At 73.4% G+C, this 26,996-nt stretch carries 21 protein-coding genes; 12 read left to right on the top strand and 9 right to left on the bottom strand.

Translation table 11 applies throughout. The annotated features are described in order from the left end of the window. Nucleotides 1-127: 127 nt before the first annotated feature. Together ACYP53_RS02305 and ACYP53_RS02300 are read right to left on the bottom strand one after the other, a co-directional pair. Nucleotides 128-814, bottom strand: coding sequence for a response regulator (locus ACYP53_RS02305; RefSeq protein WP_380664541.1), 687 nt, complete (start codon nucleotides 812-814; stop codon nucleotides 128-130). Then, entirely contained in the window at nucleotides 814-2,409 is a 1,596-nt protein-coding gene (locus ACYP53_RS02300; protein ID WP_189922394.1) for a sensor histidine kinase, read from the bottom strand. Before ACYP53_RS02300 ends, ACYP53_RS02305 begins: the two co-directional genes overlap by 1 nt. Before the next feature lie 306 nt (nucleotides 2,410-2,715). On the opposite strand from ACYP53_RS02300, the gene ACYP53_RS02295 reads away from it, so the two are divergent. From ACYP53_RS02295 to ACYP53_RS02285, 3 genes are all read left to right on the top strand, one after another. Beyond that, complete coding sequence (locus tag ACYP53_RS02295; protein WP_189922396.1) at nucleotides 2,716-3,525, top strand: ABC transporter ATP-binding protein; 810 nt, start codon at nucleotides 2,716-2,718, stop codon at nucleotides 3,523-3,525. A gap of 25 nt (nucleotides 3,526-3,550) precedes the next feature. Next, complete coding sequence (locus tag ACYP53_RS02290) at nucleotides 3,551-4,402, top strand: ABC transporter permease (protein WP_189922468.1); 852 nt, start codon at nucleotides 3,551-3,553, stop codon at nucleotides 4,400-4,402. Between the two features lie 197 nt (nucleotides 4,403-4,599). After that, on the top strand, nucleotides 4,600-5,673 hold the full coding sequence (locus ACYP53_RS02285) for an ABC transporter substrate-binding protein (protein WP_459646521.1): 1,074 nt from the start codon (nucleotides 4,600-4,602) through the stop codon (nucleotides 5,671-5,673). A 120-nt stretch (nucleotides 5,674-5,793) separates the two neighbouring features. On the opposite strand, the gene ACYP53_RS02280 is transcribed toward ACYP53_RS02285, so the two are convergent. Beyond that, nucleotides 5,794-6,696, bottom strand: coding sequence for a sucrase ferredoxin (locus ACYP53_RS02280; RefSeq protein ID WP_459646520.1), 903 nt, complete (start codon nucleotides 6,694-6,696; stop codon nucleotides 5,794-5,796). A 133-nt stretch (nucleotides 6,697-6,829) separates the two neighbouring features. Further along, nucleotides 6,830-9,280 (bottom strand): DNA gyrase/topoisomerase IV subunit A, encoded by a 2,451-nt coding sequence (locus ACYP53_RS02275; RefSeq protein WP_459646519.1) that lies wholly within the window; start codon nucleotides 9,278-9,280, stop codon nucleotides 6,830-6,832. Between the two features lie 274 nt (nucleotides 9,281-9,554). Here ACYP53_RS02275 and ACYP53_RS02270 point away from each other — a divergent pair, with 274 nt between their 5' ends. The 3 genes from ACYP53_RS02270 (at nucleotide 9,555) to ACYP53_RS02260 (ending at nucleotide 13,818) form a co-directional block, all read left to right on the top strand. Further along, nucleotides 9,555-10,925, top strand: coding sequence for a M16 family metallopeptidase (locus tag ACYP53_RS02270; protein ID WP_459646518.1), 1,371 nt, complete (start codon nucleotides 9,555-9,557; stop codon nucleotides 10,923-10,925). 20 nt (nucleotides 10,926-10,945) lie between these two features. Then, nucleotides 10,946-12,310 carry a M16 family metallopeptidase gene (locus tag ACYP53_RS02265; RefSeq protein ID WP_459647943.1) on the top strand — a complete coding sequence of 455 codons (1,365 nt, stop codon included), beginning with the start codon at nucleotides 10,946-10,948 and terminating at the stop codon, nucleotides 12,308-12,310. 314 nt (nucleotides 12,311-12,624) lie between these two features. Further along, nucleotides 12,625-13,818 carry an RtcB family protein gene (locus ACYP53_RS02260; protein ID WP_459646517.1) on the top strand — a complete coding sequence of 398 codons (1,194 nt, stop codon included), beginning with the start codon at nucleotides 12,625-12,627 and terminating at the stop codon, nucleotides 13,816-13,818. Nucleotides 13,819-13,879: 61 nt separating this feature from the next. Here ACYP53_RS02260 and ACYP53_RS02255 read toward each other — a convergent pair whose 3' ends face one another. Then, complete coding sequence (locus tag ACYP53_RS02255; RefSeq protein ID WP_189922403.1) at nucleotides 13,880-14,158, bottom strand: HPr family phosphocarrier protein; 279 nt, start codon at nucleotides 14,156-14,158, stop codon at nucleotides 13,880-13,882. A 241-nt stretch (nucleotides 14,159-14,399) separates the two neighbouring features. Between ACYP53_RS02255 and ACYP53_RS02250 the strand changes: the two genes are divergently transcribed. The 4 genes from ACYP53_RS02250 to ACYP53_RS02235 all read left to right on the top strand — a co-directional run bounded on the left by ACYP53_RS02250 (nucleotide 14,400) and on the right by ACYP53_RS02235 (nucleotide 19,830). After that, complete coding sequence (locus ACYP53_RS02250; RefSeq protein WP_459647942.1) at nucleotides 14,400-17,201, top strand: bifunctional acetate--CoA ligase family protein/GNAT family N-acetyltransferase; 2,802 nt, start codon at nucleotides 14,400-14,402, stop codon at nucleotides 17,199-17,201. A gap of 91 nt (nucleotides 17,202-17,292) precedes the next feature. After that, nucleotides 17,293-17,892 carry a DUF5998 family protein gene (locus ACYP53_RS02245; protein WP_189922404.1) on the top strand — a complete coding sequence of 200 codons (600 nt, stop codon included), beginning with the start codon at nucleotides 17,293-17,295 and terminating at the stop codon, nucleotides 17,890-17,892. Nucleotides 17,893-17,924: 32 nt separating this feature from the next. Beyond that, a complete protein-coding gene (locus tag ACYP53_RS02240; protein ID WP_459646516.1) occupies nucleotides 17,925-19,112 on the top strand; it encodes an alkaline phosphatase family protein in 1,188 nt (395 codons plus the stop codon). A 61-nt stretch (nucleotides 19,113-19,173) separates the two neighbouring features. Beyond that, nucleotides 19,174-19,830 (top strand): thymidine kinase, encoded by a 657-nt coding sequence (locus ACYP53_RS02235; RefSeq protein WP_459646515.1) that lies wholly within the window; start codon nucleotides 19,174-19,176, stop codon nucleotides 19,828-19,830. Nucleotides 19,831-19,881: 51 nt separating this feature from the next. Here ACYP53_RS02235 and ACYP53_RS02230 read toward each other — a convergent pair whose 3' ends face one another. Beyond that, on the bottom strand, nucleotides 19,882-20,625 hold the full coding sequence (locus tag ACYP53_RS02230) for a VOC family protein (protein ID WP_459647941.1): 744 nt from the start codon (nucleotides 20,623-20,625) through the stop codon (nucleotides 19,882-19,884). A gap of 166 nt (nucleotides 20,626-20,791) precedes the next feature. Between ACYP53_RS02230 and ACYP53_RS02225 the strand changes: the two genes are divergently transcribed. Next, nucleotides 20,792-21,667 (top strand): sulfurtransferase, encoded by an 876-nt coding sequence (locus ACYP53_RS02225; RefSeq protein ID WP_459646514.1) that lies wholly within the window; start codon nucleotides 20,792-20,794, stop codon nucleotides 21,665-21,667. A gap of 54 nt (nucleotides 21,668-21,721) precedes the next feature. On the opposite strand, the gene sepH is transcribed toward ACYP53_RS02225, so the two are convergent. Further along, the gene (gene sepH, locus ACYP53_RS02220) at nucleotides 21,722-22,801 is read right to left on the bottom strand and encodes a septation protein SepH (protein WP_189922412.1); all 1,080 of its coding nucleotides are present in this window, start codon (nucleotides 22,799-22,801) and stop codon (nucleotides 21,722-21,724) included. A 517-nt stretch (nucleotides 22,802-23,318) separates the two neighbouring features. Here sepH and ACYP53_RS02215 point away from each other — a divergent pair. Next, nucleotides 23,319-24,173: a hypothetical protein gene (locus ACYP53_RS02215; protein WP_459646513.1), complete on the top strand. Its 855-nt coding sequence runs from the start codon at nucleotides 23,319-23,321 to the stop codon at nucleotides 24,171-24,173. Here the strand turns inward: ACYP53_RS02215 and ACYP53_RS02210 are convergent. Together ACYP53_RS02210 and ACYP53_RS02205 are read right to left on the bottom strand one after the other, a co-directional pair. Next, nucleotides 24,170-25,492, bottom strand: a complete 1,323-nt coding sequence (locus tag ACYP53_RS02210; protein WP_459646512.1) for a D-arabinono-1,4-lactone oxidase — start codon at nucleotides 25,490-25,492, stop codon at nucleotides 24,170-24,172. The genes ACYP53_RS02215 and ACYP53_RS02210 overlap by 4 nt on opposite strands. A 102-nt stretch (nucleotides 25,493-25,594) precedes the next feature. Then, entirely contained in the window at nucleotides 25,595-26,851 is a 1,257-nt protein-coding gene (locus tag ACYP53_RS02205; protein ID WP_189922418.1) for an MFS transporter, read from the bottom strand. Nucleotides 26,852-26,996: the final 145 nt, after the last annotated feature.

The raw sequence follows: 26,996 nt of genomic DNA, 5'->3' as shown, positions 1-26,996 counted from the left end.
ACGCCGGGGCACGCACCTCGCCGCGTTGTCGTCGGTCGCCGATGCTCCGCATGGACTCCCTCCTCCGCCTTGCGATGCACACACCCCAACGCCGCGCGCTGATCCGACGCGAATTGTCAGACACGCCCTAGGCCCGGGCCGCCAGCCCGTAGCGGTGCTCCGGGCGGCCGGTGTCGCCGTAGCGCAGGGTCAGCCGCAGCCGGCTGTCGCGTTCCAGCTGCTTGAGGTAGCGCTGCGCGGTGGAGCGGCTCAGCCCGGTGGCGTCCGCGACCTCCTGGGCGGACAGCGGCCGGCCCGCCCGGCGCAGCACCCCCATCACCAGGTCGGTGGTCGGCGCCGAGTGGCCCTTGGGCAGGGGCCCGGCCGGGGCGGCGGCGCTGCGCAGGGTCGCGAACAGCCGGTCCACCTCGTCCTGGCCCGCCTCCCGGGCGGGCGCGGCCAACGCGTGCCGCAGCTGCGCGTACGCCACCAGCTTCTCGCGCAGGCCGGCGAAGGTGAACGGCTTGACCAGGTACTGCAGCGCGCCGTGCTGCATGGCGGCGTGCACCGTGGACACGTCCCGGGCGGCGGTCACCATCATCACGTCGCAGGCCACCTGGCGGTCCCGGAGCCGGCGCACCAGGGCCAGTCCGGTCTCGTCGGGCAGGTGGTGGTCGAGCAGCAGCAGGTCCACCGGGCGGCGTTCCAGCGCGGCGAGCGCCTCCCCGGCCGAGTGCGCGGTGCCGGTGACCCGGAAGCCGGGCACCTTGGCCACGTACGCGGCGTGCACGTCGGCGACCCGGAAGTCGTCGTCCACCACGAGTACGTCGATCATCACGCCTCCACGAGCCGGTCGGTGAGCAGGGCCTCGGGCAGTTCGACGGTGAACCGGGCGCCGCCCAGCGGCCCGGTGTCGAGCACGATCCGGCCGCCGGTCCGTTCGACCAGCCGCCGCACCATCGCCAGCCCCAGCCCGCGCGGACGGTGCGCGGGTGCGTCCTTGCTGGTCCACCCCTCCTCGAAGACCTGCTCGCGCAGCTCCTCCGGCACGCCCGGGCCGCTGTCCGCGACCTGCAGCAGCAGGGTGGAGCCGGCCGCCGCCAGGCTCACCTCCACCCGGCCGCTCCCACCGGGCGTCACCGCGTCGACCGCGTTGTCGACCAGGTTGCCGAGCACCGTCACCAGCGCTCGGGCGTCCACCACCGTGTCCGGCAGGTGCGCCGCCGGGGCCAGCGCCAGCCGGACCCCGCGCTCGCCCGCCACCGCGGTCTTGCCCGCCAGCAGCGCCGCGACGTGCGGGTCCTGCACCTGCTCGGCGATCCGGGCGGCGACCACGGCGTGCGAGCCGGACTGCTCCGAGATGAACGCCACCGCCTGCTCGTGGCGGCCCAGCTCCAGCAGGCCCAGCAGGGTGTGCATCCGGTTGGCGTGCTCGTGGTCCTGGGCCCGCAGCGCCTCGGTCAGGCTGCGGGTGGTGTCCAGTTCGCGCACCAGCGACTCCAGCTCGGTGCGGTCGCGCAGCGTGACCACCGCGCCGCCCTCGGGGGTGGCCATCCGGTTGACCACCAGCACCCGGTCGTCCCGGACGGCCGGCAGGTCGGCGCCGGTGATCCGCCCGGTGAGCACGTCGGCCAGCCGGCCCGGTGGCAGCACCCGGTCGATCGGGCGGCCGGCGCAGTCCTCCGGCAGGCCGAGCAGCCGGACCGCCTCGTCGTTGGCCAGCCGGATCCGGCCCCGCTCGTCCAGCGCCACCATGCCCTCGCGGATGCCGTGCAGCATCGCCTCCCGCTCCACCAGCAGCGCGGAGATGTCGGCCAGCGCGATGTTGTGGGTGCGGCGCTTGAGCCGGCGGGCCAGGGCCAGCGTGGCGACGGTCCCGGCGGCCAGGCCTGCGCCCGCGCACAGCAGGATGCCGGTGAGCATCTTCAGCAGCCGGCGGCGGATCGAGTCGTCGCTGATCCCGACCGACACCTCGCCGACGATCCGGCCGTCCGCCATCCGCAGCGGCACCTTGCCGCGGGCGGTGCGGCCCAGGGTGCCCTGCTGGATCGCGGTGACGCTGCGGCCGCCCAGCGCGGGCTCCGGGTCGGTGCTGACCCGGTGGCCGATCCGGCCCGGGTCGGTGTGCGAGAGCCGGATCCCGTCCAGGTCGGTGACCACCACGAAACTGGCGCCGGTGGCCAGGCGGATCTGCTCGGCGTTGCGCTGCGCGGTCACCACGTCGCGGGCGGCGGCGGCCCGGGCGATGGTCTCGTCGGTGGCGGTGGCCTGGGCGATCGACAGCGCCCGCTGCATCGCGTCGTGGTCCAGCTCGCTGCTGACCGGGGCCAGGAAAAGCCCGGCGGTCACGGCGGTGACACCGACGGTGACGACGGTCTGGCTCAGCAGCAGCTGCGCGAAGACCCGGCGGGGCCAGTGGGGGAGCTTCATCCGGGCCTCCTCTCGGCGGCTTCGGGCGGTTCTGCGGACCGTTCCGTGGGGGGTGGGGGCGTTCCGGGGGCGTTCCGAGGGGGTGGGGGTGTTCCGAGGGGGTGGTGGTGTCGGCCCGCGGGGGCGGGGATCGGGACACCTTACGTTTCCGGCGTGTTTCTGTCAGCCGCGTCCCCGCAGTTGTAGCGGAAGCAAAACGAGCAGAACAGCCCTCAACGCGGAGAACCCGCACTACGCGGAGAAGGCTCCCGCCGGGGCCGGCGCGCTCCTACCTTTCCGGGGCAAGCACTGATCCGGGAGGAACGCATGAGCAAGACCCCGGCGATCGAGCTGACCGGCGCGACCAAACGGTTCCGCACCCCGTCCGGGGCCCTGCACACCGCCGTCCGCGATCTCGATCTGACCGTCGCCCAGGGCGAGTTCGTCGCCGTCGTCGGGCCCACCGGCTGCGGCAAGTCGACCACGCTGACCCTGGTCAGCGGACTGGAGGAGCCCACCGAGGGCGAGGTCAGGGTGTACGGCGAGCCCGTCACCGGGATCGACCCCAAGGTCGGGTTCGTGTTCCAGCAGGACGCCGTCTTCCCCTGGCGCACCGTCCTGTCCAACGTCATGGCCGGCCCGCGCTTCCGCGGCGTGCCGGCCGCCGAGGCCAGGGAACGGGCCAGGGACTGGCTGGGCCGGGTCGGCCTGGCCGCCTTCGAGGACCGCTACCCGCACCAGCTGTCCGGCGGCATGCGCAAGCGCGTCGCGCTCGCCCAGACCTTCGTCAACGACCCGGCGATCCTGCTGATGGACGAGCCGTTCTCGGCGCTGGACGTGCAGACCCGCGCCCTCATGTCGGACCAGCTGCTGGAGCTGTGGGCCGGAACGGGCTCGTCGGTCGTCTTCGTCACCCACGACCTGGACGAGGCCATCGCGCTCGCCGACCGGGTCGTCGTCATGACCGCCGGACCGGCCACCGTCAAGGAGGTCTTCACCGTCGACCTGCCACGACCGCGCACCGTGGAGGCCGTCCGGCTGGAGCCGAGGTTCGTCGAGCTGTACCGCGAGATCTGGGCCTCGCTCGGCGAAGAGGTGCGCATCACCCGGGAGAGAGGAGCGGGTCGTGCCGCTTGAGACCGAGACCACGTCCGAGACCGCGGTGCCCGGCGCCGGGAAGCCCCCGGCCGTCACGACGAGAACCGAGGCCCGACAACGGGCCGCCCGCAACCGGAAGTTGGGTGTCTACGGCGCCCGGGTGGCGGTCCTGGTCGCCTTCCTCGGGCTCTGGGAGGTCTGCGCCCGCACGGACGTCATCGACCCGTTCAACTTCTCGCAGCCGTCGAGGATCTGGGACCAGATCTGGCAGTGGATCACCCACGGCACCGCTCAGGGCTCGCTCGGCGAACAGATCGGCTACACCCTGTACGAGGCCCTCACCGGCTGGGTGATCGGCGTCGTCGGCGGTGTCCTGCTGGGCATCGCGCTCGGCCGGATCCGCTTCCTGGCCGACGTGTTCGGGCCGTACATCAAGGTGCTCAACGCGATCCCGCGGATCGTGCTCGCGCCGATCTTCCTGATCTGGTTCGGCCTCGGCCCGGCCTCCAAGGTCGCCTCCGCCGTGGTGCTGGTGTTCTTCCCGGTGTTCTTCAACGCCTTCCAGGGCGCCCGCGAGGTGGACCGCAACCTCGTCGCCAACGCCCGCATCCTGGGCGCCGACAACCGCAAGGTCACCTTCCAGGTGGTCATCCCCGCCGCCACCACCTGGATCTTCACCAGCCTGCACGTGAGCTTCGGCTTCGCGCTGATCGGCGCCATCGTCGGCGAGTACATCGGCGCCACCAAGGGCCTCGGCCTGATGGTCGCCGCCGCCCAGGGCACCTTCAACGCGGCCGGCGTGTACGCGGCCATGACCATCCTCGCCGTCGTCGCGCTGCTCACCGAGGGGCTGCTGACCTTCGCCGAGAAGAAGCTGTTCCGCTGGAAGCCCGCCGACGCGGGCGACGGCCGCTGACCCCTGCCAGCCAGAGCCGCTGACCCCGCTCCTGACCCCCCCGCCGCCGGCCAGAGCCGCTGACCCCCGCTGCTGACCCCGCCGCCGGCCAGAGCCGCTGACCCCTGCCAGCCAGAGCCGCTGACCCCCGCTGCTGACCCCGCCGCCGGCCAGAGCCGCTGACCCCCGCCGGCAAGAAGAGAGAGGCACCCCCACCCATGCGCCCCAACCCGACCGGCAGAGTCGCAGCCGCCGCCCTCGCCGCCGCCCTGATCCTCCCGCTCTCCGCCTGCGCCAACGACGCCGCCGCCGGCCACGGCGCGGTCGCCGCCCCCGCCGGGCAGCAGGTCGACGGGCCCAAGGTCAAGATCATGGTCGGCGGCCTGGACAAGGTCATCTACCTCCCCGCGATGCTCACCCAGCGGCTCGGCTACTTCGCCGAGGCCGGCGTCAACGTCGAGCTGATGACCGAGCCCGCCGGTGTCAACGCCACCACCGCCCTGCTCGCCGGGGACGTCCAGGGCGCCGTCGGCTTCTACGACCACACCATCGACCTGCAGGCCAAGGGCAAGCACGTCGAGTCCGTGGTGCAGTTCTCCCAGGCGCCCGGCGAGGTCGAGGTGGTCTCCACCAAGCAGGCCGACGCCGTCCGGTCCGGCGCCGACTTCAAGGGCAAGAAGCTCGGCGTCACCAGCATCGGCTCCTCGACCGACTTCCTCACCAAGTACCTCGCGGTCAAGAACGGCACCGCCGTCAGCGAGTTCAGCCCGATCGCGGTCGGCGCCGGGCAGACCTTCATCGCCGCCCTCCAGCAGGGCAGCATCGACGCCGGGATGACCACCGACCCGACCGTCGCCACCGTCCTGGACAAGGGCCTCGGCAAGGTCCTCTACGACATGCGCACCCCCGAGGGCTCGCGCCAGGCGCTCGGCGGGCTGTACCCCTCGTCCTCGCTCTACATGAACACCGACTGGGTGGAGAAGAACAAGGACACCACCCAGAAGCTCGCCAACGCCTTCGTGAAGACCCTCAAGTGGATGTCCACCCACACCCCCGAGGAGATCGCCGCGAAGATGCCCGCCGACTACGGCCAGGGCGGCGCCGAGCAGTACGCGGCGGCGATCAAGGCGACGCTGCCGATGTTCACCACGGACGGCGTGATGCCGGCCGACGGGCCGAAGACGGTGCTCGCGGTGCTCGCCGCCTTCCACCCGGACGTCAAGGGCAAGGAGGGCTCGATCGACCTGTCCAGGACGTACACCACGGAGTTCGTCGGCAAGGCCACCGGCTGAGCGGGCCGCCCCCGTTGCCGCGGTCCCGCGCCCACCCCCACGGGCGCGGGGCCGTGACCCGTTCCCCGAACGCGGGGCCGTGACCCGTTCCCCGAACGCGGGGACTCCCCGGCCCTCTCGTCAGACTCCCCGGACGGACAGCACGTCCATCCGCGACGGCGTCCCCGCCGCCTTGCCGCAGCTCTCCGGACGCGCCGGCTCGCTCACCGCCTCGATCACGTCCACCTCCCAGGCCCGGCCGTCCCGGTGCAGCACCCCCACCAGCCAGCGGCCCTCGCCGTCCGGCCGCTGGGTCAGCGTCAGCGCGTCCACCGCGGTCTCGCCGGTCGACAGCCGCACCGCGTGCTCGGCCGCCTGACCCGGACGCTCCCACCCCGAGCAGCCCCGCGACCACTCCGGCACCACGTGCCCGGCCGCCGTCGCCGCCAGGACCTCCTTGGCGCTCTCCGGCGTCAGCCGCCCGTACGCGTAGCCGTACGGCAGCACCAGCATCGTCGGGGAGAAGCGGTGCCCGCCCAGGTGGGTCACCTCCCACACCTCGCTGTGCCCGGCCGCGGCCAGCTCCGCCGCGAGCGGGCGGCCCAGCAGCGCGCAGCAGCGGTCCCGCCGCCCGTTGGTGCACACCAGGGCCAGCGGGCCGCCGACGTGCTCCGCCCCGAAACCCGTGTGGTCGCCGGCGCCCAGCGCCGCGAAGTCCAGCCCCAGCAGCTCCGCCGGGTCCGCCACCTGCGCCCGGCGCACCCAGCCGCGGCCGGGCAGCGTGTGGGCCACGATCACCTCGTGCCGCGCCGTCGGCAGGCAGTCCGCGTGCCGGCCCGGCCGCCGGACCAGCGCCACCCGCACGCCCGTCCCCGCCGCGGCCTCCTCCAGCGCCCGCCCGACCGCCGCGTCCAGGTGGCTTTCGCTCAGCGCCTTCGCACCCCACGGCCCGTTCTGCTCCACCAGCAGCCAGGTGCTCGCCACCGCCGCCGTCGCGGCCAGCGGCTCCGAAAGTTCACGCGACACGGTCGCACAGGTGCTCACGCGGGCAAGGCTACCCTCACCTGCCACCGCGGCCACCGAGCCGGGGAACGGAGGGCCCCGGGAACGGTGGACAGCCCAGGGAACGGCGGAGGGAGGGCCACCCGCGGGCGCCCCTCCCTCCGTCCGCGCGCCGTTACGCCGGGCCGGCGACCACCGCGACCGGGGTGGTGACCGGGGTGCCCGAGCCGTCACGACGCGGGTCGCGCTCCGGCAGGTCGACCGGGACGCCCTTGGCGGTGGCCGCGTGGGCCGGGGCGGCGCCGGCCCACGCGAAGGCGAGGGCGTCCTCGCCGCGCAGGAAGCGCTGGCAGCGCACGCCGCCGGTGGCGCGGCCCTTGCGCGGGTACTGCTCGAACGGGGTGACCTTCCAGGTGGTCTGCTCGCCGTCGGACAGCGTGCCGGTGGCCGTGGCCACCGAGACCACCACGGCGTCCGCGGACGGGTCCACCGCCGTGAAGGAGAGCACCCGGGCACCGTCGGTCAGCTTGATGCCCGCCATGCCGCCGGCCGGGCGGCCCTGCGGACGGACCTGGCCCGCCGGGTAGCGCAGCAGCTGGGCGTCCGAGGCGATGAAGACCAGGTCCTCGTCGCCGGTGCGCAGTTCGACCGCGCCGATCAGCTCGTCACCCTCCTTGAGGGCGATCACCTCGAACTCGTCCTTGTTCGCCGGCCACTCCGGCACCACCCGCTTCACCACGCCCTGCAGGGTGCCCAGCGCCAGCCCCGGCGAGGACTCGTCCAGCGTGGTCAGCGCCAGCACCCGCTCGCCGGCCTCCAGCCGCAGGAACTCGCCCACCGCGGCACCGCCGGCCAGGTTCGGCGACGGCGTCGGCGGCAGCGCCGGCAGGTCGATCACCGGCAGCCGCAGCACCCGGCCCGCCGACGTCACCACACCCACGTCCGCACGCGCCGTCGCGTGCACCGCCGACACGATCACGTCGTGCTTGGAACGCTTCTCCGACAGCTCGAACGGCTCGCCGTCCGCCGTACGCGCCAGCAGGCCCGTCGAGGACAGCAGCACCCGGCACGGGTCGTCCGCGACCTCCAGCGACACCGACAGCGCCGCCGACGGCGCCGCGCCCGCCTCCAGCAGGACCGTCCGCCGCTCGGTGCCGAACTGCTTGGCCACCGCGCCGAGTTCGGAGGACACCACGCTGCGCAGCTTGGTGTCCGACTCCAGGATCTCGGTCAGGTCCGCGATCTCCGAGTTGAGCTTCTCCTGCTCCTGCTCCAGCTCGACCCGGTCGAACCTGGTCAGCCGGCGCAGCGGGGTGTCCAGGATGTACGCCGTCTGCGTCTCCGACAGCGAGAAGCGCTCCATCAGGCGCTCCTTCGCCTGCTGCGCGTTGTCACTCGACCGGATGATCGCGATGACCTCGTCGATGTCGAGCAGCGCCACCAGCAGGCCCTCGACCAGGTGCAGCCGCTCCTGGCGCTTGCGGCGACGGAAGTCGCTGCGCCGGCGCACCACGGTGAAGCGGTGGTCGACGTAGACCTCCAGCAGCTCCTTCAGACCCAGCGTCAGCGGCTGCCCGTCCACCAGCGCCACGTTGTTGATGCCGAAGGTCTCCTCCATCGGCGTCAGCTTGTAGAGCTGCTCCAGCAGCGCCTCCGGCACGAAGCCGTTCTTCACCTCGATGACCAGCCGCAGCCCGTGCTCGCGGTCGGTCAGGTCCTTGACGTCCGCGATGCCCTGCAGCTTCTTCGCGTTGACCAGGTCCTTGATCTTCGCGATGACCTTCTCCGGGCCGACGTTGTACGGCAGCTCGGTCACCACGATGCCCTTGCGGCGCGCCGTCACCGCCTCGATCGTCGTCGTCGCCCGGATCTTGAACGTGCCGCGGCCCGACTCGTACGCGTCCCGGATGCCCGACAGGCCCACGATCCGCCCACCGGTCGGCAGGTCGGGACCGGGGACGAACCGCATCAGCGTGTCCAGGTCGGCGGTCGGGTGCTTGATCAGGTGCCGGGCCGCCGCCACCACCTCGGACAGGTTGTGCGGCGGCATGTTCGTCGCCATGCCCACCGCGATGCCCGTCGCGCCGTTCACCAGCAGGTTCGGGAACGCCGCCGGCAGCGCCAGCGGCTCCTGCTCGCTGCCGTCGTAGTTCGGACCGAAGTCGACGGTGTCCTCGTGGATCGACTCCACCATCGCCATCGAGGCCGCGGTGAGCCGCGACTCGGTGTAACGCATCGCCGCCGGCGGGTCGTCGTTGCCCAGCGAACCGAAGTTGCCGTGCCCGTCGATCAGCGGCAGCCGCATCGAGAACGGCTGCGCCATGCGCACCACGGAGTCGTAGATCGACGCGTCACCGTGCGGGTGCAGCCGGCCCATCACCTCGCCCACCACACGGGCGCACTTCACGTGCGCGCGGTCCGGACGAAGGCCCATCTCGTTGGCCTGGTACAGGATCCGGCGGTGCACCGGCTTCAGACCGTCCCGCGCGTCGGGCAGCGCACGCGAGTAGATCACCGAGTAGGCGTACTCCAGGAAGGAGCCCTGCATCTCGTCCACGACGTCGACGTCGAGGATCCGCTCCTCGAAGTCTCCGGGCGGCGGGGTCTGCGAACTGCGGCGGGCCATCGCGGCGGGGCTCCCTTACGTGTCGCTGGCTGTGTCTCGGTCGGACGTCGGTCGGTCCGTGCCGGCCGGTCGCCGGACCCGTCAACCGGACACGGTCGACAGGGCGCGGCGCCCCCATTGTGGACCCTCGCGCGGACACTCCCGGTCAGCGGCCCTCTTCAGCCCCTGGCGAACGACCCGGTCCGCGCGGACACGAACGCGGCTCCCGGACGTTGCACCACAATGGGGGACGCCACACGAACCCCGACATCGACGACGGGAAGGACCCGAGCGCATGGCCAACCCGGCCCCCGCCTCCAGCCGAGGCATCGCCATCACCGAGCACCGCCTGGCCAACGGCCTGCGCGTCGTCCTCTCCGAGGACCACCTCACCCCGGTCGCCGCCGTCTGCCTCTGGTACGACGTGGGCTCCCGCCACGAGGTCAAGGGCCGCACCGGCCTCGCGCACCTCTTCGAGCACCTGATGTTCCAGGGCTCCGCCAACGTCTCCAACAACGGCCACTTCGAACTGGTCCAGGGCGCCGGCGGCTCGCTCAACGGCACCACCAGCTTCGAGCGCACCAACTACTTCGAGACCATGCCCGCCCACCAGCTGGAGCTCGCCCTCTGGCTGGAGGCCGACCGCATGGGCTCGCTGCTCGCCGCCCTCGACGACACCTCCATGGAGAACCAGCGCGACGTCGTCAAGAACGAGCGCCGCCAGCGCTACGACAACGTGCCCTACGGCACCGCGTTCGAGAAGCTCACCGCGCTGTCCTTCCCCGACGGCCACCCGTACCACCACACGCCGATCGGCTCCATGGCCGACCTCGACGCGGCCACCCTGGAGGACGCCCGGACGTTCTTCCGCACGTACTACGCGCCGAACAACGCCGTGCTCTCCGTCGTCGGCGACATCGACCCCGAGCAGACCATCGCCTGGGTCGAGAAGTACTTCGGCTCCATCCCCGCCCACGACGGCAAGCAGCCGCCGCGCTCCGGCGAACTCCCCGACACCATCGGCCGGGAGATCCGCGAGGAGATCCACGAGGACGTCCCCTCCCGCGCCCTGATGGCCGCCTACCGCCTCCCGCACGACGGCACCCGCGAGGCCGACGCCGCCGACCTCGCCCTCACCATCCTCGGCAGCGGCGAGTCCAGCCGCCTCTACAACCGGCTCGTCCGCCGCGACCGCACCGCCGTCGCCGCCGGCTTCGGCCTGCTGCGCCTGGCTGGCGCCCCCAGCCTCGGCTGGCTCGACGTCAAGACCTCCGGCGACGCCACCCTCGCGCAGATCGACGCCGCCGTCGACGAGGAACTCGCCCGCTTCGCCGCCGAGGGCCCCACGCCCGAGGAACTGGAGCGCGCCCAGGCCCAGATCGAGCGCGAATGGCTCGACCGGCTCACCACCGTCGCCGGCCGCGCCGACGAACTCTGCCGCTACGCCGTCCTGTTCGGCGACCCCAAGCTGCTGAACGACGCCCTTCCCAAGGTCCTCGACGTCACCGCCGAGGAGGTCCGGGCCGTCGCCGAGGCCAGGATCCACCCCGGCAACCGGGCCGTCCTCGCCTACGAGCCGACCGCCGCCGAGACCGCGACCGAGAGCGCCGCCGCCGCCGACGCCGACTCCGACGCCGCTTCCGAAGAGGAGGGTGCCGCCGTATGAGCACCGACTACGTCCCCGCCATGACCTTCCACCCCCAGCCGCAGCCCGGCACCCCCAGCCCGTGGGCCTTCCCCGCCCCCGAGCGGGCCGCGCTCGGCAACGGCATCACCGTGCTGCACTGCCACCGGCCCGGCCAGCAGCTGGTCGCCGTCGAGGTCCTCCTCGACGCCCCGCTCGCCGCCGAACCCGAGGGCCTCGACGGCATCGCCGCCATCCTCGCCCGCGCCCTCAGCGAGGGCACCGACACCCTCAGCGCCGAGGAGTTCGCCGGCGAACTGGAGCGCGCCGGCGCCACCCTGGACGCCCACGCCGACCACCCGTGCATCCGGGTCTCCCTGGAGGTCCCGGCCTCCCGGCTCCAGCGCGGCCTCTCCCTGCTCGCCGACGCCCTGCGCGCCCCCGCGCTGCCCGAGGCCGAGATCGAGCGCCTGGTCGCCAACCGCCTGGACGAGATCGTCCACGAGCAGGCCAACCCCGCCCGGCGCGCCGCCAAGGCCCTCTACGCCGAGCTGTTCGACGCCGCCGACCGGCTCTCCCGGCCCCGCTCCGGCACCGCCGACACCGTCAAGTCGATCGACCGGGCCGCCGTCAAGGCCTTCTACGAGGCCCACGTGCGCCCCGCGACCAGCACCGTCGTCGTGGTCGGCGACCTCACCGGCGTCGACCTGCCCGCCCTCCTGGAGAGCACCCTCGGCACCTGGAAGGGCGCGGCCGCCGAGGCCGCCGCGCACGCCCCGGTCACCGGCGACGACCACGGCCGCGTGGTCATCGTGGACCGCCCCGGCTCCGTCCAGACCCAGGTGCTCATCGGCCGGATCGGTCCCGACCGCCACGACCCGGTCTGGGCGGCCCAGACCCTCGGCACCTACTGCCTGGGCGGCACCCTCACCTCCCGCCTGGACCGCGTCCTGCGCGAGGAGAAGGGCTACACCTACGGCGTCCGCGCCTTCGCCCAGCCGCTGCGCTCCGCCGCCGACGGCAGCGGGCGCTCGCTGATCGCCATCAGCGGCTCGGTGGACACCGCCTCCACCGCCCCGGCGCTCGCCGACACCTGGACCATCCTGCGCACCCTCGCCGCCGAGGGCCTGACCGACGCCGAGCGCGACGAGGCCGTGCAGTTCCTGGTCGGCGTCGCCCCGCTGAAGTACGAGACCGCGGGCTCGGTGGCCGGCACGCTGGCCGACCAGGTCGAGCAGCACCTGGCGGACGACTACCAGGCCGAGGTCTACCGGCAGCTCGCCGAACTGCCCACCGCCGCCGCCACCGAGGCGGTCGTCGCGGCCTTCCCGCCGGACCGCCTGGTCACCGTCCTGGTCGGCGACGCGGCCGTGATCGCCGACGACGTGCGGGCACTCGGCATCGGCGAGGTCACCGTCGTCAGCTGACGCCCCTCGCCGTTCACGTCCGGCCCGGTGGAGCACCCGCTCCGCCGGGCCGGAGGCGTTTCTAAATCCCTTGCAGGCCGGTGCCGTTCCGTGGATAGATATCCCCCGGCACACACGTACGAACTCTGACGAACGAAGGGAGGCGGTCACCATGCGGGTCGAGCGAGCCATACGACGACGCTCCCCAAGGCCGTCCTCCCCCTGTGCCCAGGGCGCCTGAGCCCCACCCCGAACTTCCCCGAGCCACGCCGGGATCCTTTCGCGCGGCACCCCACTCTCTCGTGAACCACCCGACCCATGGAGGTCGTTCGATCATGACGTACACCGAAGTCCCCGGCGTCCGGGTCCCGATCCGGATGTGGACCGACCCGGCGACGGTCGAGGGCCAGGCCCTGCAGCAGCTGCGCAACATCAGCTCGCTGCCCTGGCTGCACGGCCTCGCCGTGATGCCCGACGTCCACCTGGGCAAGGGCGCGACGGTCGGCTCCGTCATCGCCATGAAGGACGCGGTCTGCCCGGCGGCGGTCGGCGTCGACATCGGCTGCGGGATGAGCGCGGTGAAGACCTCGCTCACCGCCGACGACCTCCCGGACGACCTGTCCGGCCTGCGCAGCAAGATCGAGCAGACCATCCCGGTCGGCCGAGGCCTGCACACCGACCCGGTCGACCCGGCGGGGCTGCAGGGCTTCCGGGCCACCGGCTGGGACGACTTCTGGCGGCGCTTCGACCACATCGCGGAGGACGTCAAGTGGCGCCGCGAGCGGGCGATGCAGCAGATGGGAACGCTCGGATCCGGGAACCACTTTTGCGAGGTTTGTGTCGATACGTCCGGTTCTGTCTGGCTGATGCTGCACTCCGGTTCCCGGAACATCGGCAAGGAGCTGGCGGAGCACCACATGGGCGTCGCCCGTTCGCTGCCGCACAACCAGGGCCTGATCGACCGGGATCTGGCGGTCTTCCTCGGGAAGACCCCGGAGATGGGCGCCTACCGCCAGGACCTGTTCTGGGCGCAGGAGTACGCGAAGCTCAACCGCGCGGTGATGATGGCGCTCTTCCAGGACGTCGTCCGGCGCGAGTTCGCCAAGGCCGAGGTGACCTTCGACGAGGTCATCAGCTGCCACCACAACTACGTGGCGGAGGAGCGGTATGACGGCGTCGACCTGCTGGTGACCCGCAAGGGCGCGATCCGGGCCGGCTCCGGCGACCTCGGGATCATCCCGGGTTCGATGGGGACGGGGTCCTACATCGTCCGCGGCCTGGGCAACGCGTCGTCGTTCAACTCCGCCTCGCACGGCGCCGGCCGCAAGATGAGCCGCAACGCCGCGAAGAAGAAGTTCACCACGCGTGACCTGGCCGAGCAGACCGCGGGCGTGGAGTGCCGCAAGGACAGCGGCGTGGTGGACGAGATCCCGGGCGCCTACAAGAACATCGAGAAGGTCATCGAGCAGCAGAAGGACCTCGTCGAGGTGGTCGCGCACCTCAAGCAGGTCGTCTGCGTCAAGGGCTGACCACAGCGGATCGGGGTGCCACCGGATTCCGGTGGCACCCCGATCGGGCGTTCGCGAGGCCTCAGGCGGCGGGGAGCTCGTCGAGGCCTTCCTGGACGAGCTTGGCGAGGCGGTCGAGCGCGGCGTCGGCGTTCTCGGCGTCGGAGGCGAGGATGACCTCGTCGCCGCCCTGGGCGCCCAGGCCGAGGAGGCCGAGCATGGAGGCGGCGTTGACCGGGTTGCCGCCGGGCTTGGCGATGGTGATCGGCACGCCGGTGGCCGTGACGGCCCGGACGAAGACGGAGGCGGGACGGGCGTGCAGGCCCTCGGCCCAACCGATGGTGACGCGGCGCTCGGCCATGAGACGTGCCTTTCCGGTGAAGCTGGTCACGGCCGTGCTCGGGGGAGCGGGGGAACGGCCATGTTGTCTAGACCAGTGTTGCATGCAGGTGGCCCCTGCGAGCCGCCGTGTTCAGGAGTTGTGATTGTTTCTTTTCGGGGCATAAACCCCCGCGGCGGATCCCGTCCACCCTGCCGTGGGCACTGGTCCGGCGCCATTCGGCTCGCCGCCGGATAACCTGACGAATGTGGACGACTCCGCGGTGGCGAACCCCGAGCAGCAACCGGACTATCCGCAGCACTGGGAGGCCGACATCCTCCTGCGGGACGGCGGTACGGCGCGGATCCGGCCGATCACGCCCGCCGACGCCGGGCGCCTCGTGGAGTTCTACGAGCAGGTCTCGGACCAGTCCAAGTACTTCCGCTTCTTCGCCCCTTATCCGCGGCTCTCCGCCAAGGACGTCCGCCGCTTCACCCACCACGACTTCGTGAACCGGGTGGGCCTCGCGGTGGTCGTCCGCGACCACTTCATCGCCACCGTCCGCTACGACCGGATCGACGCCGAGGGCCGCCCGTCCGCCACCGGGACCGACGCCGAGGTGGCCTTCCTGGTGCAGGACGCCCACCAGGGCCGGGGCGTGGCCTCCGCGCTGCTGGAGCACATCGCCGCCGTCGCCCAGGAGCGCGGCATCCGCCGCTTCCAGGCCGAGGTGCTGCCGGAGAACCGGAAGATGGTGAAGGTCTTCACCGACGCCGGCTACACCCAGCACCGCAGTTTCGCCGACGGCGTGGTGCACCTGGAGTTCGACCTCGAACAGACCGACCGCTCGCTCGCCGTGATGCGGGCGCGCGAGCACCGTGCCGAGGCGCGCTCGGTGCAGCGGCTGCTGACCCCGCGCTCGGTGGCGGTGATCGGGGCCTCCCGCACCCCGCAGACGGTGGGCCGGGCGATCCTGCGCGACCTGCTGGGCACCGCCCCGGACGGGTTCCCCGTCCACGCGGTGAACCGCAACGCCCCGCCCGGCACCGAGCTGGACGGCGTCCCGGTGCACCGGTCGATTCTGGACATTCCCGGGCCGGTGGACCTCGCGGTGGTCGCCGTCCCCGAGGGCGCCGTCCCGGCGGCCGTCGCCGAGTGCGGCGCGCACGGCGTGCAGGGCCTGGTGGTGGTCACCGCCGGTTACGCGGAGACCGGTCCGGAGGGCCGGGACCGGCAGCGGGCGCTGGTCCGCCAGGCCCGCGCGGCCGGGATGCGGGTGGTCGGCCCGAACGCCTTCGGCCTGATCAACACCGACCCGGCGTACCCGCTGAACGCCTCCCTCGCGCCGCGCCTGCCCGGCCGCGGCGGCTTCGGGATCTTCTGCCAGTCCGGCGCGATCGGGGTGGCCCTGCTGGAGGCCGCCCACAAGCGCGGCCTCGGCGTCTCCTCCTTCGCCTCGGTGGGCAACCGCGCCGACGTCTCCGGCAACGACTTCCTGCAGTACTGGGCCGAGGACGAGGCCACCCAGGTGGTGCTGCTGTACCTGGAGTCCTTCGGCAACCCGCGCAAGTTCACCCGGATCGCCCGCCGGCTGGCCGCCGTCAAGCCGGTGGTGGTGGTCAAGGGCGCCCGGCACACCGGCAGCCTGCCGCCCGGCCACGCCGTCCCGGCCACCGCCACCGCCCTGCGCGACGCGACCGTCGACGCGCTGTTCGAACAGGCGGGCGTCCTCCGGGTCTCGACCATCACCGAGCTGTACGACACCGGAGAGCTGCTGGCCCTGCAGCCGCTGCCGAAGGGGGACCGGGTGGCGGTGGTCGGCAACTCGGACTCGCTCGGCCTGCTCACCTACGACGCCCTGCTGAGCGCGGGCCTGCGCCCGCGCACGCCGGTCGACCTGACGACCGCCGCGACCGGCGAGAACTTCCGGATCGCGCTGGACGTGGCCCTCGCCGACCCGGCCGTGGACGCGGTGATCGCCGTCGCCATCCCGCCGATCGGCACCTCCGCGCACGCCTTCATGGGCGGCCGGCTGACCGGCGAGGACGACCCCGCGATGGGCACCGACGACCCGGAGATCGCCGTCGCCCTGGTCGAAGCCGGTGAGCGCGCCCGGGAGCTGGGCAAGCCGCTGGTGCTCGCCCACCTGGCGCTGACCGACCTGCCGGCCCGGCTGCGCCCCGGCGGCATCCCCGCGTACCCGGCGCCCGAGCGGGCCGTGAACGCCCTCGGCCACGCCGTCCACTACGCGCAGTGGCGCCGCCGGACGGCCGAGGCGGAGGAGACGGCGCGCGTCCCCGAGCTGGACCGGATCGACGAGCCCGGCGCCCGCACCCTGGTGGCGGCGGCGCTGAGCACCCGGACGGCGGTCGCGGCGCGCACCCAGCCGGGCGGCGCCCGGATCACCCTGCCGGACGCCGGGACCCGTGAGCTGCTGGCCCGCTACGGCATCGACGTCTCGCCGACGCTCCCGGCGCCGGACGAGGAGACGGCGGTCGCGGCGGCGGCCTCGCTCGGCTACCCGGTGGCGTTGAAGGCGACCGCCCCGCACCTGCGCCACCGCCCCGACCTGGGCAGTGTCCGGCTGGACCTGACCGGGGAGCCGGGTCTGCGCCGGGCCCACCGCGAGCTGGACGCGCTGCTCGGCGGCGCCGCGCAGGCCGAGCTGGTGGTGCAGCGGCTGGCGCCGCGCGGGGTGGACACCGTGATCGGTGCCACGGTCGACCCGGCGGTCGGCGCGATCCTCTCCTTCGGGCTGGCCGGCGCGCCGGCCGAACTGTTGGGCGACACGGCGCACCGGCTGGTTCCGGCCACCGACCAGGACGTCGCCGGGCTGATCCGGGAGGTACGGGCGGCGCCGCTGCTGTTCGGCTGGCGCGGCGCGGAGGCGGTGGACACCGGCGCCCTGGAGGAACTGCTGCTCAGGGTGTCGCAGCTGGTGGACGACGTCCCGGAGATCGCGTCGGTGGATCTCGAACCCGTGGTCGTGGCCCCGCACGGGCTGGCGATCCTGGGGGCGCGGGTGCGGGTCGCACCCCTGCCGGTCCGCAGCGATCTGGGCCCGCGCGCGATGAGCACGCTGTAACCTTCCTTGGTTGCGCCCTGCCCGGGCGCTGTTGTCCGAAGCTCGGCGCCGTGCCGCCCGCTTCGTCGGCGGACCATGCCAGGATGGAGATATGGCGAAGACCGGTACCACCAGCACTCAGGACCTGCGCTCGGCTATCGAGCGCAGCGGTTACTACCCGGCCCTGGTGTCCGAGGCGGTGGAGGCCGCGGTGGGCCCGGAGCCGATCAGCTCCTACCTGGTGCACCAGGAGACGACCTTCGACGCCAACGAGGTCCGCCGGCACGTGACCGTGCTGGTGCTGACCCCGACCCGGTTCGTGGTGAGCCACACCGACGAGCAGTCGGGGGCCGAGGGCAGCCCCTCGGTGCCGTTCGCGACGACGTCGACGGAGAGCGTCCGGCTGGACCGGATCGGCTCGGTCGTGCTGAGCCGGATGGTGGCGAACCCGGAGACGTACACGCCGGGGACGCTGCCGCGCGAGGTCGTGCTGACGATCGGCTGGGGCGCGGTGCAGCGCCTGGACCTGGAGCCGGCCGGCTGCTCGGACCCGAACTGCGAGGCCGACCACGGCTACACCGGCTCGGCGACGGCCGACGACCTCTCGCTGCGGGTGAGCGAGGCCGGTGACGGCCCGGAGACGGTGTCCCAGGCACTGCTGTTCGCCCGGGCGCTGTCCGACGCGACGATCGACAACGGCCCGCGGGCCTGATCGCCGCCTCCGAACGCTACGAATCCGGTTCCATGTCCTTCGTTCCTGCCGACGGCTACGACGCCTTCGAGATCCTTGACCCGGCCGCGGCCCCCGCGCCCCCCTACGGCAGCGGTTCGCTGAGCGACCTGCTGCCCTCGGTGGCGGCGGGGCTCGGCGTCCCCGGGTTCACCGCGACGCTGCCGATCGCCCCGGCGGACCGGGTGGTGGTGTTCCTGGTCGACGGCCTGGGCTGGGAACTGCTGCTGCGCCACCCCGAGTACGCGCCGTTCCTGTCCTCGCTGGCCGCGAGCTCGCTGGGCGGCACCGGCCGTCCGCTGACCGCGGGCTTCCCGTCCACCACGGCGACCTCGCTGGCCTCGGTCGGCACCGGGACGCCGCCGGGCCTGCACGGCCTGGCGGGGTACACGGTGGCGGTGCCGGGCGCCGGCTACCTGATGAACCAGCTGCGCTGGCAGCCGCCGACCGAGCCGCACGCCTGGCAGCCGTACCCGACGGTGTTCGAGCAGACGCACCGGGCGGGGGTGGCGACCGCGCAGGTCTCCTCCCCGCTGTTCGCCCAGACCCCGCTGACCAGGGTGGCGCTGTCCGGCGGCACCTTCCTCGGCCGGACCACGGGCGAGGAGCGGATGGACCTGGCGGCCTCCTGGCTGGCCGAGCACGACCGGGCGCTGGTGTACACCTACGTCAGCGAGCTGGACGGGGCGGGCCACCGGTTCGGGGTGGACTCGGACGAGTGGCGGATGACGCTGGACGCGGTGGACCGGCTGGCCCGCCGGTTGGCCGAGCAGCTGCCGCCGCGCTCGGCGATGTACGTGACGGCCGACCACGGCATGATCGACATCGCGCCGGAGGACCGGATCGACTTCGACGAGGACTGGGAGCTGGGCGCCGGTGTGGCCCTGCTCGGCGGCGAGGGGCGGGCCCGGCACGTGTACGCGGTGCCGGGGGCCGCGGCCGACGTGCACACGGTCTGGAGCGAGGTGCTGGGCGACCGGATGTGGGTCGCGACCAGGGACCAGGCGATCGAGGCGGGTTGGTTCGGCCCGGTCGTGGACGAGCGGGTGTACGCCCGGATCGGCGACGTGGTCGCCGCGGCGCGCGACGACATCGCGATCGTCGCCTCCCGCAACGAGCCCGGCGAATCCGCGATGATCGGCCTGCACGGTTCGATGACCCCGGTCGAGCAGTTCGTGCCGTTGCTGGAAGTCCGCGGCTGAGCCGCGTCCTTGACCCCTCTGTGCCCGAACTCCCCTGATCTGAAAGGCCCTTGCTCCACCCATGGCTGAACTGGTGTTCTTCTCGGGCACGATGGACTGCGGCAAGTCGACGCTGGCGCTGCAGATGGACCACAACCACACCGCGCGCGGCCGGCGGGGCGTCATCCTCACCCGCAACGACCGGGCGGGCGCCGCGACGATCTCCAGCCGGCTGGGCCTGCGGGCCGAGGCGGTCGAGGTGACGGACGACTTCGACTTCCACGCCCATGTGGTGCAGCGGCTCTCGGCGGGCGGCCGGGTGGACTACCTGATCTGCGACGAGGCCCAGTTCTTCGCCGCGGAGCAGGTCGACCAGCTGGCCCGGGTGGTGGACGAGCTGGGCATCGACGTCTACACCTTCGGCATCACCACCGACTTCCGCACCCGGCTGTTCCCCGGCTCGCAGCGGCTGATCGAGCTGGCCGACCGGGTGGAGGTGCTGCAGGTCGAGGCGCTGTGCTGGTGCGGGGCGCGGGCGACCCACAACGCCCGTACGGTCGGCGGGGTGATGGTGGTCGAGGGCGCCCAGGTGGTGATCGGCGACATATCGGTGAGCGAGGACGAGATCGGCTACGAGGTGCTCTGCCGCCGCCACCACCGCCGCCGGCTGACCGCGGCGACGGCCCGCGCCTCGGTGCTCTCCCCGGACGTGCTGCCCTTCGAGGAGCAGCAGGTCTGAGCCGCGGGCTCCCACCCCGGAGGCGAGCGGGCCCGAGCCCGCGGGGCGGCGTCAGCCCGCCGGTTCCAGGACGGAGAAGTGCCCGCCCTGGGGGTCGGCGAGCCGGGCGGCGCGGCCGTGCGAGGTCTCGTGCGGCTCGACCAGGATCCGGCCGCCGAGCTCCAGCGCGTGACGGGCGGTCAGGGCGGCGTCCCGGACGGCGAAGTGGGTGCGCCAGCGCGGCGGGTGGCCGCGCAGGTCGGCGCGGTGCCGGATGCCGGCGACCGGCCGGCCGTGCACCAGCAGGGAGCTCTCGTCCGCGCCGGGCCGGACCGAGCGGTCGAGCACGGTGGCGTAGAAGACGGCGGCGCCCTCGGTGTCGGGGGTGAGCAGTTCGGCCCAGGCCGGTTCGCCGGGGTCGGTTCCGGCCTCCCGGCCGAGGTGTTCCTCTCCCTGCCAGAGGCCGAAGACGGCGCCGGAGACGTCGGAGGCGATGGCCATCCGCCCGGCGCGTTCGGCCTGGAGCGGCCCGACGGCGACGGTGCCGCCGCACTCCCGGATCAGCTGGGCGGTGCGGTCGGCGTCGTCGACGGCGAAGTAGGTGGTCCACTGCACCGGGAAGCCGGTGGCGGTGGAGAGGCCGAGGCCGGCGACCGGTGTCCCGTCGAGCTCGGCCCGGACGTAGTCGCCGAGCTGGCCCGGCCCCGGGGTGTACGTCCAGCCGAGCAGCTCGCCGTAGAAGGCGCGGGCGCCGGCCAGGTCATCGGTCAGCAGGCTGACCCAGCAGGGCGTCCCCTGGGCCAGTCGGAGTTCCACCGCGGGCAATGCGGGCCTCCTCATGGGTGATTGGCGCACGGGAATCCTCGGGCGCGAGGGTGATGCTTCCACCCTGACGGGCGCCCAACCCTCGGGCCGCGCGGAAATCCCGGCAAAGTCCGCACAAAGAGCGGCGGGTCGGCGGCGCTGCGCGACAATGGCCGCCATGACCACCTACAACGAGGGTTCCCCGCTGATCTCCGCGGCCGAGCTGGGGGAGGCGCTCGCCTCCGCCCGTCCGCCGGTGCTGCTGGACGTGCGCCACCAGCTGGTCGGAGCCGCCCCGGGCGGCCCGACCGCGGCCGAGGAGTACCGGGCCGGGCATCTGCCCGGTGCCCACTTCGTCGAGCTGGACCGGGACCTCGCGGCCCCGCCCGGCGCTCCCGGCCGGGGCGGGCGCCACCCGCTGCCGGACCCGGAGGTGTTCGGTGCGGCGATGCGCGGCTTCGGGGTGAGCGCCGATCGTCCGGTCGTGGTGTACGACGGCGCGGCCTCGATGGCGGCCGCGCGCGCCTGGTGGCTGCTGCGCTGGGCCGGGCACCGGGACGTCCGGGTGCTGGACGGCGGTTTCGCGGCCTGGCGGGCGGCCGGACTGCCGGTGACGGACGAGCTGCCGGAGGCCGCCGAGGGAGACTTCAAGCCGGTGCCGGGTCAGCTGCCGACGGTGGACGCGGACGGCGCGGCGGTGTGGGCGCGCGACGGCCTGCTGCTGGACGCCCGGTCGGGGGAACGCTACCGGGGCGAGGTCGAGCCGGTGGACCCGAAGGCCGGGCACGTGCCGGGCGCGGTGTCCGCGCCGACCACGGAGAACGTCGGTCCGGACGGGCGGTTCCGCCCGGTCGCCGAACTGGCGGCCCGCTTCCGGGGGCTGGGCGCGGGGGAGCGGGAGACCGCGGTCTACTGCGGCTCGGGGGTGACGGCGGCGCACCAGATCCTGGCGCTGGAGGTGGCGGGCCTGCCGGCCACGCTGTACCCGGGGTCGTGGAGCGAGTGGTCGAGCGACGACGGCCGCCCGGTGGCGGTCACCGACCAGCCGGGCTGAGCCGTGCCGGAGGGGCGGGAGGCCGGGCCTCCCGCCCCGTCACGGTGTCCGCCGCTACTCCTGTTTCTTGCGCCGGCTGCCGAAGACGATCTCGTCCCAGCTGGGCACGGTGGCCCGGCGCCCGGGCCGGACGCCGTCCGCCTCGGCCTGCCGGTCGGTGGTGCCGACCAGGCGCTCGCGGTGCGGGGCGACGGCGCGCGGCATCAGGATGTCGGCGTAGGCCGAGCCCGCGCCGACCGCCGGGGCGGCGGCCGCGGCCGACTCCTCGCTCTCCTCGGCGACCTCCGCGGGCACCGGTTCGATCGCGGTGGGGCTGCCGACGGCGAGGTCGCCGCGGAAGGCGGGGACCACGTCGAGCAGGCTGGTCAGCGAGTCCCGGGAATCGGCGGTGGCCTCCCGCGACTCGCGGACCTCGCGGGCCGACATGATGCGGTCGGCCGAGGGCCGGTCGATCATCGGGCGGGGCGGCCGGTCCTGGGGGAGCCGGGCGATCCGCGGGATGAACGGGAAGACCGACTCCTCCTCGCGCTCGACGTTCTCGCCGATCAGCGCGCGGGCCTCGTCGTCGTTGGGCTGGACCAGGCGCCGCGGCGGGTCGTACGTCCAGGAGGCGCTGCGCCCCTCGCCGTCGGCCCGGTAGTAGAGGATGACCTCCCAGGTGCCGTCGTCGCGGCGCCAGGAGTCCCAGCGTTCGGTGTCCTTCTCGGCGCCGCGCAGGGCGAGCCGCTCGGAGACGGCCTCCCCGAGCTGCGGGCCGGTGGACTCGCCGTTGCGGCGGATGGCGGTCTTGCGGGCGCGCTCGGCCATGAAGGCGCGCTCGGCGAGGACCGGGCCCTCGAAGCGGCGCACGCGGTCGACGGAGATCCCGGCGGCCTGGGCGACCTCCTCGGCGGAGGCACCGGCTCGTATCCGGGCCTGGATGTCCCGGGGGCGGAGGTGGCTCTCGACCTCGATCTCGATCTGGCCGAGGCGCGGCCGGTCGCCGCGGATGGCGGCGCGTAGCCGCTCGTCGATGGGGAGGGTGTACTCCGTGCTGTCGGCAGCCTTGAGCACCAGCCGTGTGCCGTCGTTGCTGACGGCCACAACCCGCAGTTCGGGCACGGTTACCTCCCGGGTGGTGCCTGCCGACGTCACCTGCGTCGCTGCTCCCGTACTGAGTGTGGCCTGCCCACTCGCGACTGGCCACAACCTTGCTGAGTTCCCCGGCGTGTCGGGCTTAGGCCCGGACATGCCGCTGTGGCACGGTTGCCTTTTTGCCACGTCATCCGTCGACGTCGCGCCTGGGTGTCCCGGCCGTCCTCGCACGCGCAGTGATCGCGACGATCCGGGACGGGCGTCGCCGTGCGTGCCTGGTCCGTGGCTCCTCGTGAAGCTGCCGGTGTAGGCGCAGTCGACAAGTCGACCCAAGGCTCAGGCTTTACGAACAGTACTCCATTCGTGGCATCCGAAGGGGCGGCTCGCCGCTCAAGTCTCCCGCGATTCACGGGAATCTCAAGAGCGCGCGCCCCCGATGGCGGACCGCCGTCGGGTGAACGGTGATCATCTTCACACAATCCGGGCGTGCGGAACCGCATTTTCGCCCCTTGTGTCCTTCTTTGGGCAAGATGGAGTGGCTTGTTCGAGGAACAGTCGTACGGACCGAGGGATGTTGATGCCGGAGCGGAGCCCCGCCGAGGAGGGCGGCAAGGAGGAGCGTGGGCGAATCGATCTGAGTGTGGCTCAGGTCGTGGCGAGTGCGCTGGCCGCCGTCGTGGGCGCGCTGTTGGCCTCCGAACTGGGCGTGTACGGAACGATCATGGGCGCCGCGGTGGTGAGCATCGGGGCCACCACCGGCGGCGCGGTGTTCCAGCACGTCTTCAGACGGACCGGGGAACAGCTGCGCGAAGCGGTGGACCGCGGGCCGAACCAGACCGTCAACACGCTGCGCCAGGTGCCGGCGGAATCAGGGGAGCCCGCGGGGCCGCCGGTGATCACGGCGGAGTGGAACGAGCCGCAGGTGGTGCGGGCGCGCCGGCGGTGGGGCTGGAAGTCCTACGCGGTGGTGTCCGGGCTGGTGTTCGTGCTGGCGATGACGCCGATCGTGGTGTTCGAACTGGCCACCGGGCAGCCGGTGTCGGCGACGGTCAAGGGCGAGTCCGGCAACGGCACCTCCTTCGGCGGCGCGGTGACGCCCAAGTCCTCCCGCCCGCAGGACGCTCCGCCGGAGCGGCCGGCCCGGGGCGGCGAGCGGGGCGCGGACGCCACGCCGTCCGGCGGTGCCTCGGCCCCGGCGACGAGCCGGCCGAGCCGGGAGCCGAGCTCCACCCCGAGCACCGGCGCGGGGACGGCCTCACCCTCGGCGGGCCCGAGCCCGAGCCCGAGCGCGAGCCCGTCGGCGGGGTCCTCCCCGTCCGCGGGCGGTGGGCAGCCCACCGGCGGCGCCACCTCGCGGCCGCCCGTACCCGGCAACGAGCCGGCCGGGGCGACCGCGACCCCGCCGCCGGCCGACGGCACCCCCGCGAGTTAGGCCCCCAGCACCCGGCGCAGGTAGTCGTTGGCGAAGACCCGCCGCGGGTCGACCTCGTCGCGCAGTGCGGTGAAGTCGCCGAAGTGCGGGTAGACGCCGGCCAGGTACTCGGCGTCGCGGGTGTGCAGCTTGCCCCAGTGGGGGCGGCCCTGATGGGCGGTCATGAGCTGTTCGACGCCGGTGAAGTAGCCCTGGTCGGCGGTGCCCCGGTAGAGGTGGACGGCGATGTAGGCGCTGTCCCGGCCGGAGGCGGTGGAGAGCCAGAGGTCGTCGGCGGGGGCGAAGCGCACCTCGACCGGGAAGCTGACCTTCCAGTCGGACCGTTCGACCAGGGCCTTCAGCTCGCGCAGCACCTCGGCGACGGCCTCGCGCGGCACCGCGTACTCCATCTCCACGAAGCGGACCTTGCGCGGGCTGGTGAAGACCCGGTACGCGGTGTCGGTGAAGCTGCGCTCGGACCAGGCGCGGCTGGCCAGGGCGGCGATCGAGGGGATCGAGCCGGGGAACCGCCGGCCGACCCGGCAGGCGCCCTCCCAGACGGTGTTGGAGAGGAAGTCGTCCTCCAGCCACTCCTTGAACCGGGGCAGCGGGGCGGCCGGCCCCTGGCTGCGGTTGTTGCGCTTGGTGGCGCAGCGGTCGGTGTGCGGGAACCAGTAGAACTCGAAGTGCTCGTTGACGGCGGTGAGGTCGTCGAGGCGCTCCAGCACCTCGTCGAAGTCCATCGGCTGCTCGTGCGCGGTGAGCAGGAAGGCCGGTTCGACGCCGAAGGTGAGTGCGGTGATCACGCCGAGGGCGCCGAGGCCGAGCCGGGCGCCCTGGAAGAGCCGGGGGTTCTCGGTGGGGGAGCAGCGCTTGACGGAACCGTCGGCGAGGACGATCTCCAGGGCGCGGACCTGGGCGGCGAGCGAGCCGGAGTCGCGGCCGGTGCCGTGGGTGCCGGTGCTGGTGGCGCCGGCGACGGTCTGGACCTCGATGTCGCCCATGTTGGTGAGCGAGAGGCCCTCGGCGGCGAGGACCCGGTTGAGGCGGTGCAGCGGCAGGCCGGACTCGACGGTGACGGTGCCGGCCTCGCGGTCGATCGCGCGGACGGCGGTGAGCGCGTGCGGGCGGATCTGGACGCCGTCGCCGGCGGAGGCGATCGAGGTGAAGGAGTGGCCGGAGCCGACGGCCTTGACGGTGCGGCCCTGTTCGGCGGCGCGCAGGATCTCCTTGGCCAGTTCCTCCGCGGTGCCGGGCTCGGCGGCCCGGGCCGGCCGGGCGCTCTGGTTGCCGGCCCAGTTGGTCCACCGGCCGCGGGTCGCGGTACTGGCCTGGGGCATTGCGCTGCCTCCTGCTCCGTGGCCGAACGGGTCGGCGCGGTCAGGGCGGCGGGCCGCCCTACCCACGGGCTTACCCATGGGTAGGGCGAGAGATTAGTCAGTTCACCGTTCGGCGTCTACGGGTCGTCCGGCCTCGTCGGCGGGCTCGTTCGCGGCGACTCCGGCGCGCAGGCGGCCGAGTCCGGAGACCGCGGCGACGACGCCGAGGGCGCCGGCGGCCAGCGGCACCCAGTAGCCCGCCGAGGCGCCGGAGGCGTCGACCACCCAGCCGCCGACCGAGGAGCCGAAGGCCACGCCGAGGGCGAGTCCGGTGGTGGTCCAGGCCATGCCCTCGGTGAGCTTGGCGGCCGGGACGAGCCGCTCGACCAGGGCCATCGCGGAGATCAGGGTGGGGGAGATGGCGACGCCGGCGATCAGCAGGGCGGCACCGGCCGCGATCAGGGCGCCGACGCCGTGCACGGTGGAGGCGACGACCAGGATGGGGATCATGCTGAGCGCCATCATCACCACGCCGACGAGGAAGCGGGTGGACAGCGGGCTCTTGGGCTTGAGCGCCCCGTAGACGACGCCGGCCAAGCCGGAGCCGAGCGCCCAGACGGCCAGGACGACGCTGGAGAGCCCCTTGTGCCCCTGGGCGTCGGCGAATGCGACGGTGACGATCTCGACCGAGCCGAAGATCGCGCCGGTGGCGACGAAGGTCAGCACCAGGACGACCAGGCCGCCGTTGAGGATGGCGCTGCCGCCGCTGTGGGCCGCGGCCGGGTGGACCGGTGGCTCGGTGCGGCGCTGGGCGGTGAACAGGGCTATGCCGACGGCGAGCGCGATGACGGCCACCAGGACGCCGGACTCGGGGAAGACGTTGGTGGCCAGGCCGATGGCGAGGATCGGGCCGACGATGAAGCAGACCTCGTCGACGACGGCCTCGAAGGAGTACGCGGTGTGCAGCTTGGCCGCGTCGTCGCGGTAGAGGTGGGCCCAGCGGGCGCGGACCATGGCGCCGGCGCTGGGCATGACGCCGAGGCCGACGGCGAAGAGGAACAGGGTCCAGGACGGCGCGTGGAAGTGGGCGCAGAGCAGGAGTCCGGTCGCGGCGGCGACGGTGAACGCGGTGGCCGGGAGGGCGATGCGGCGCTGTCCGCGGCGGTCGACCAGCCAGGAGACCGCCGGGCCGAGGGCGGCGGCGGCGACGGCCATGGTCGCCGAGACCGCTCCCGCCAGGCCGTACGACCCCGTCAGCTGGGAGAGCATGGTCACGATGCCGATGCCCGCCATGGAGATCGGCAGACGGGCTATGAATCCGGCGGAGGAGAAGGCCAGGGTGCCGGGGGCGGCGAATATCCGGCGGTAGCTGGACAGCACGGGGGATCTCCGTGGGGAGTGAGGACCGGGGTCAGGGGTGAAGTAAGGAACAAGATTGGCGTACACAGCTTACGTACGTTGGCAAACGGTATTTTCCGGACACCGGCGCGGCCCCGGCGACGGCACCCGACCCCTCAGTGGCAGG

The sequence above is a fragment of the Kitasatospora sp. Ki12 genome (assembly GCF_054601375.1).
This window is presented reverse-complemented; position numbering and strand designations above follow the sequence as displayed.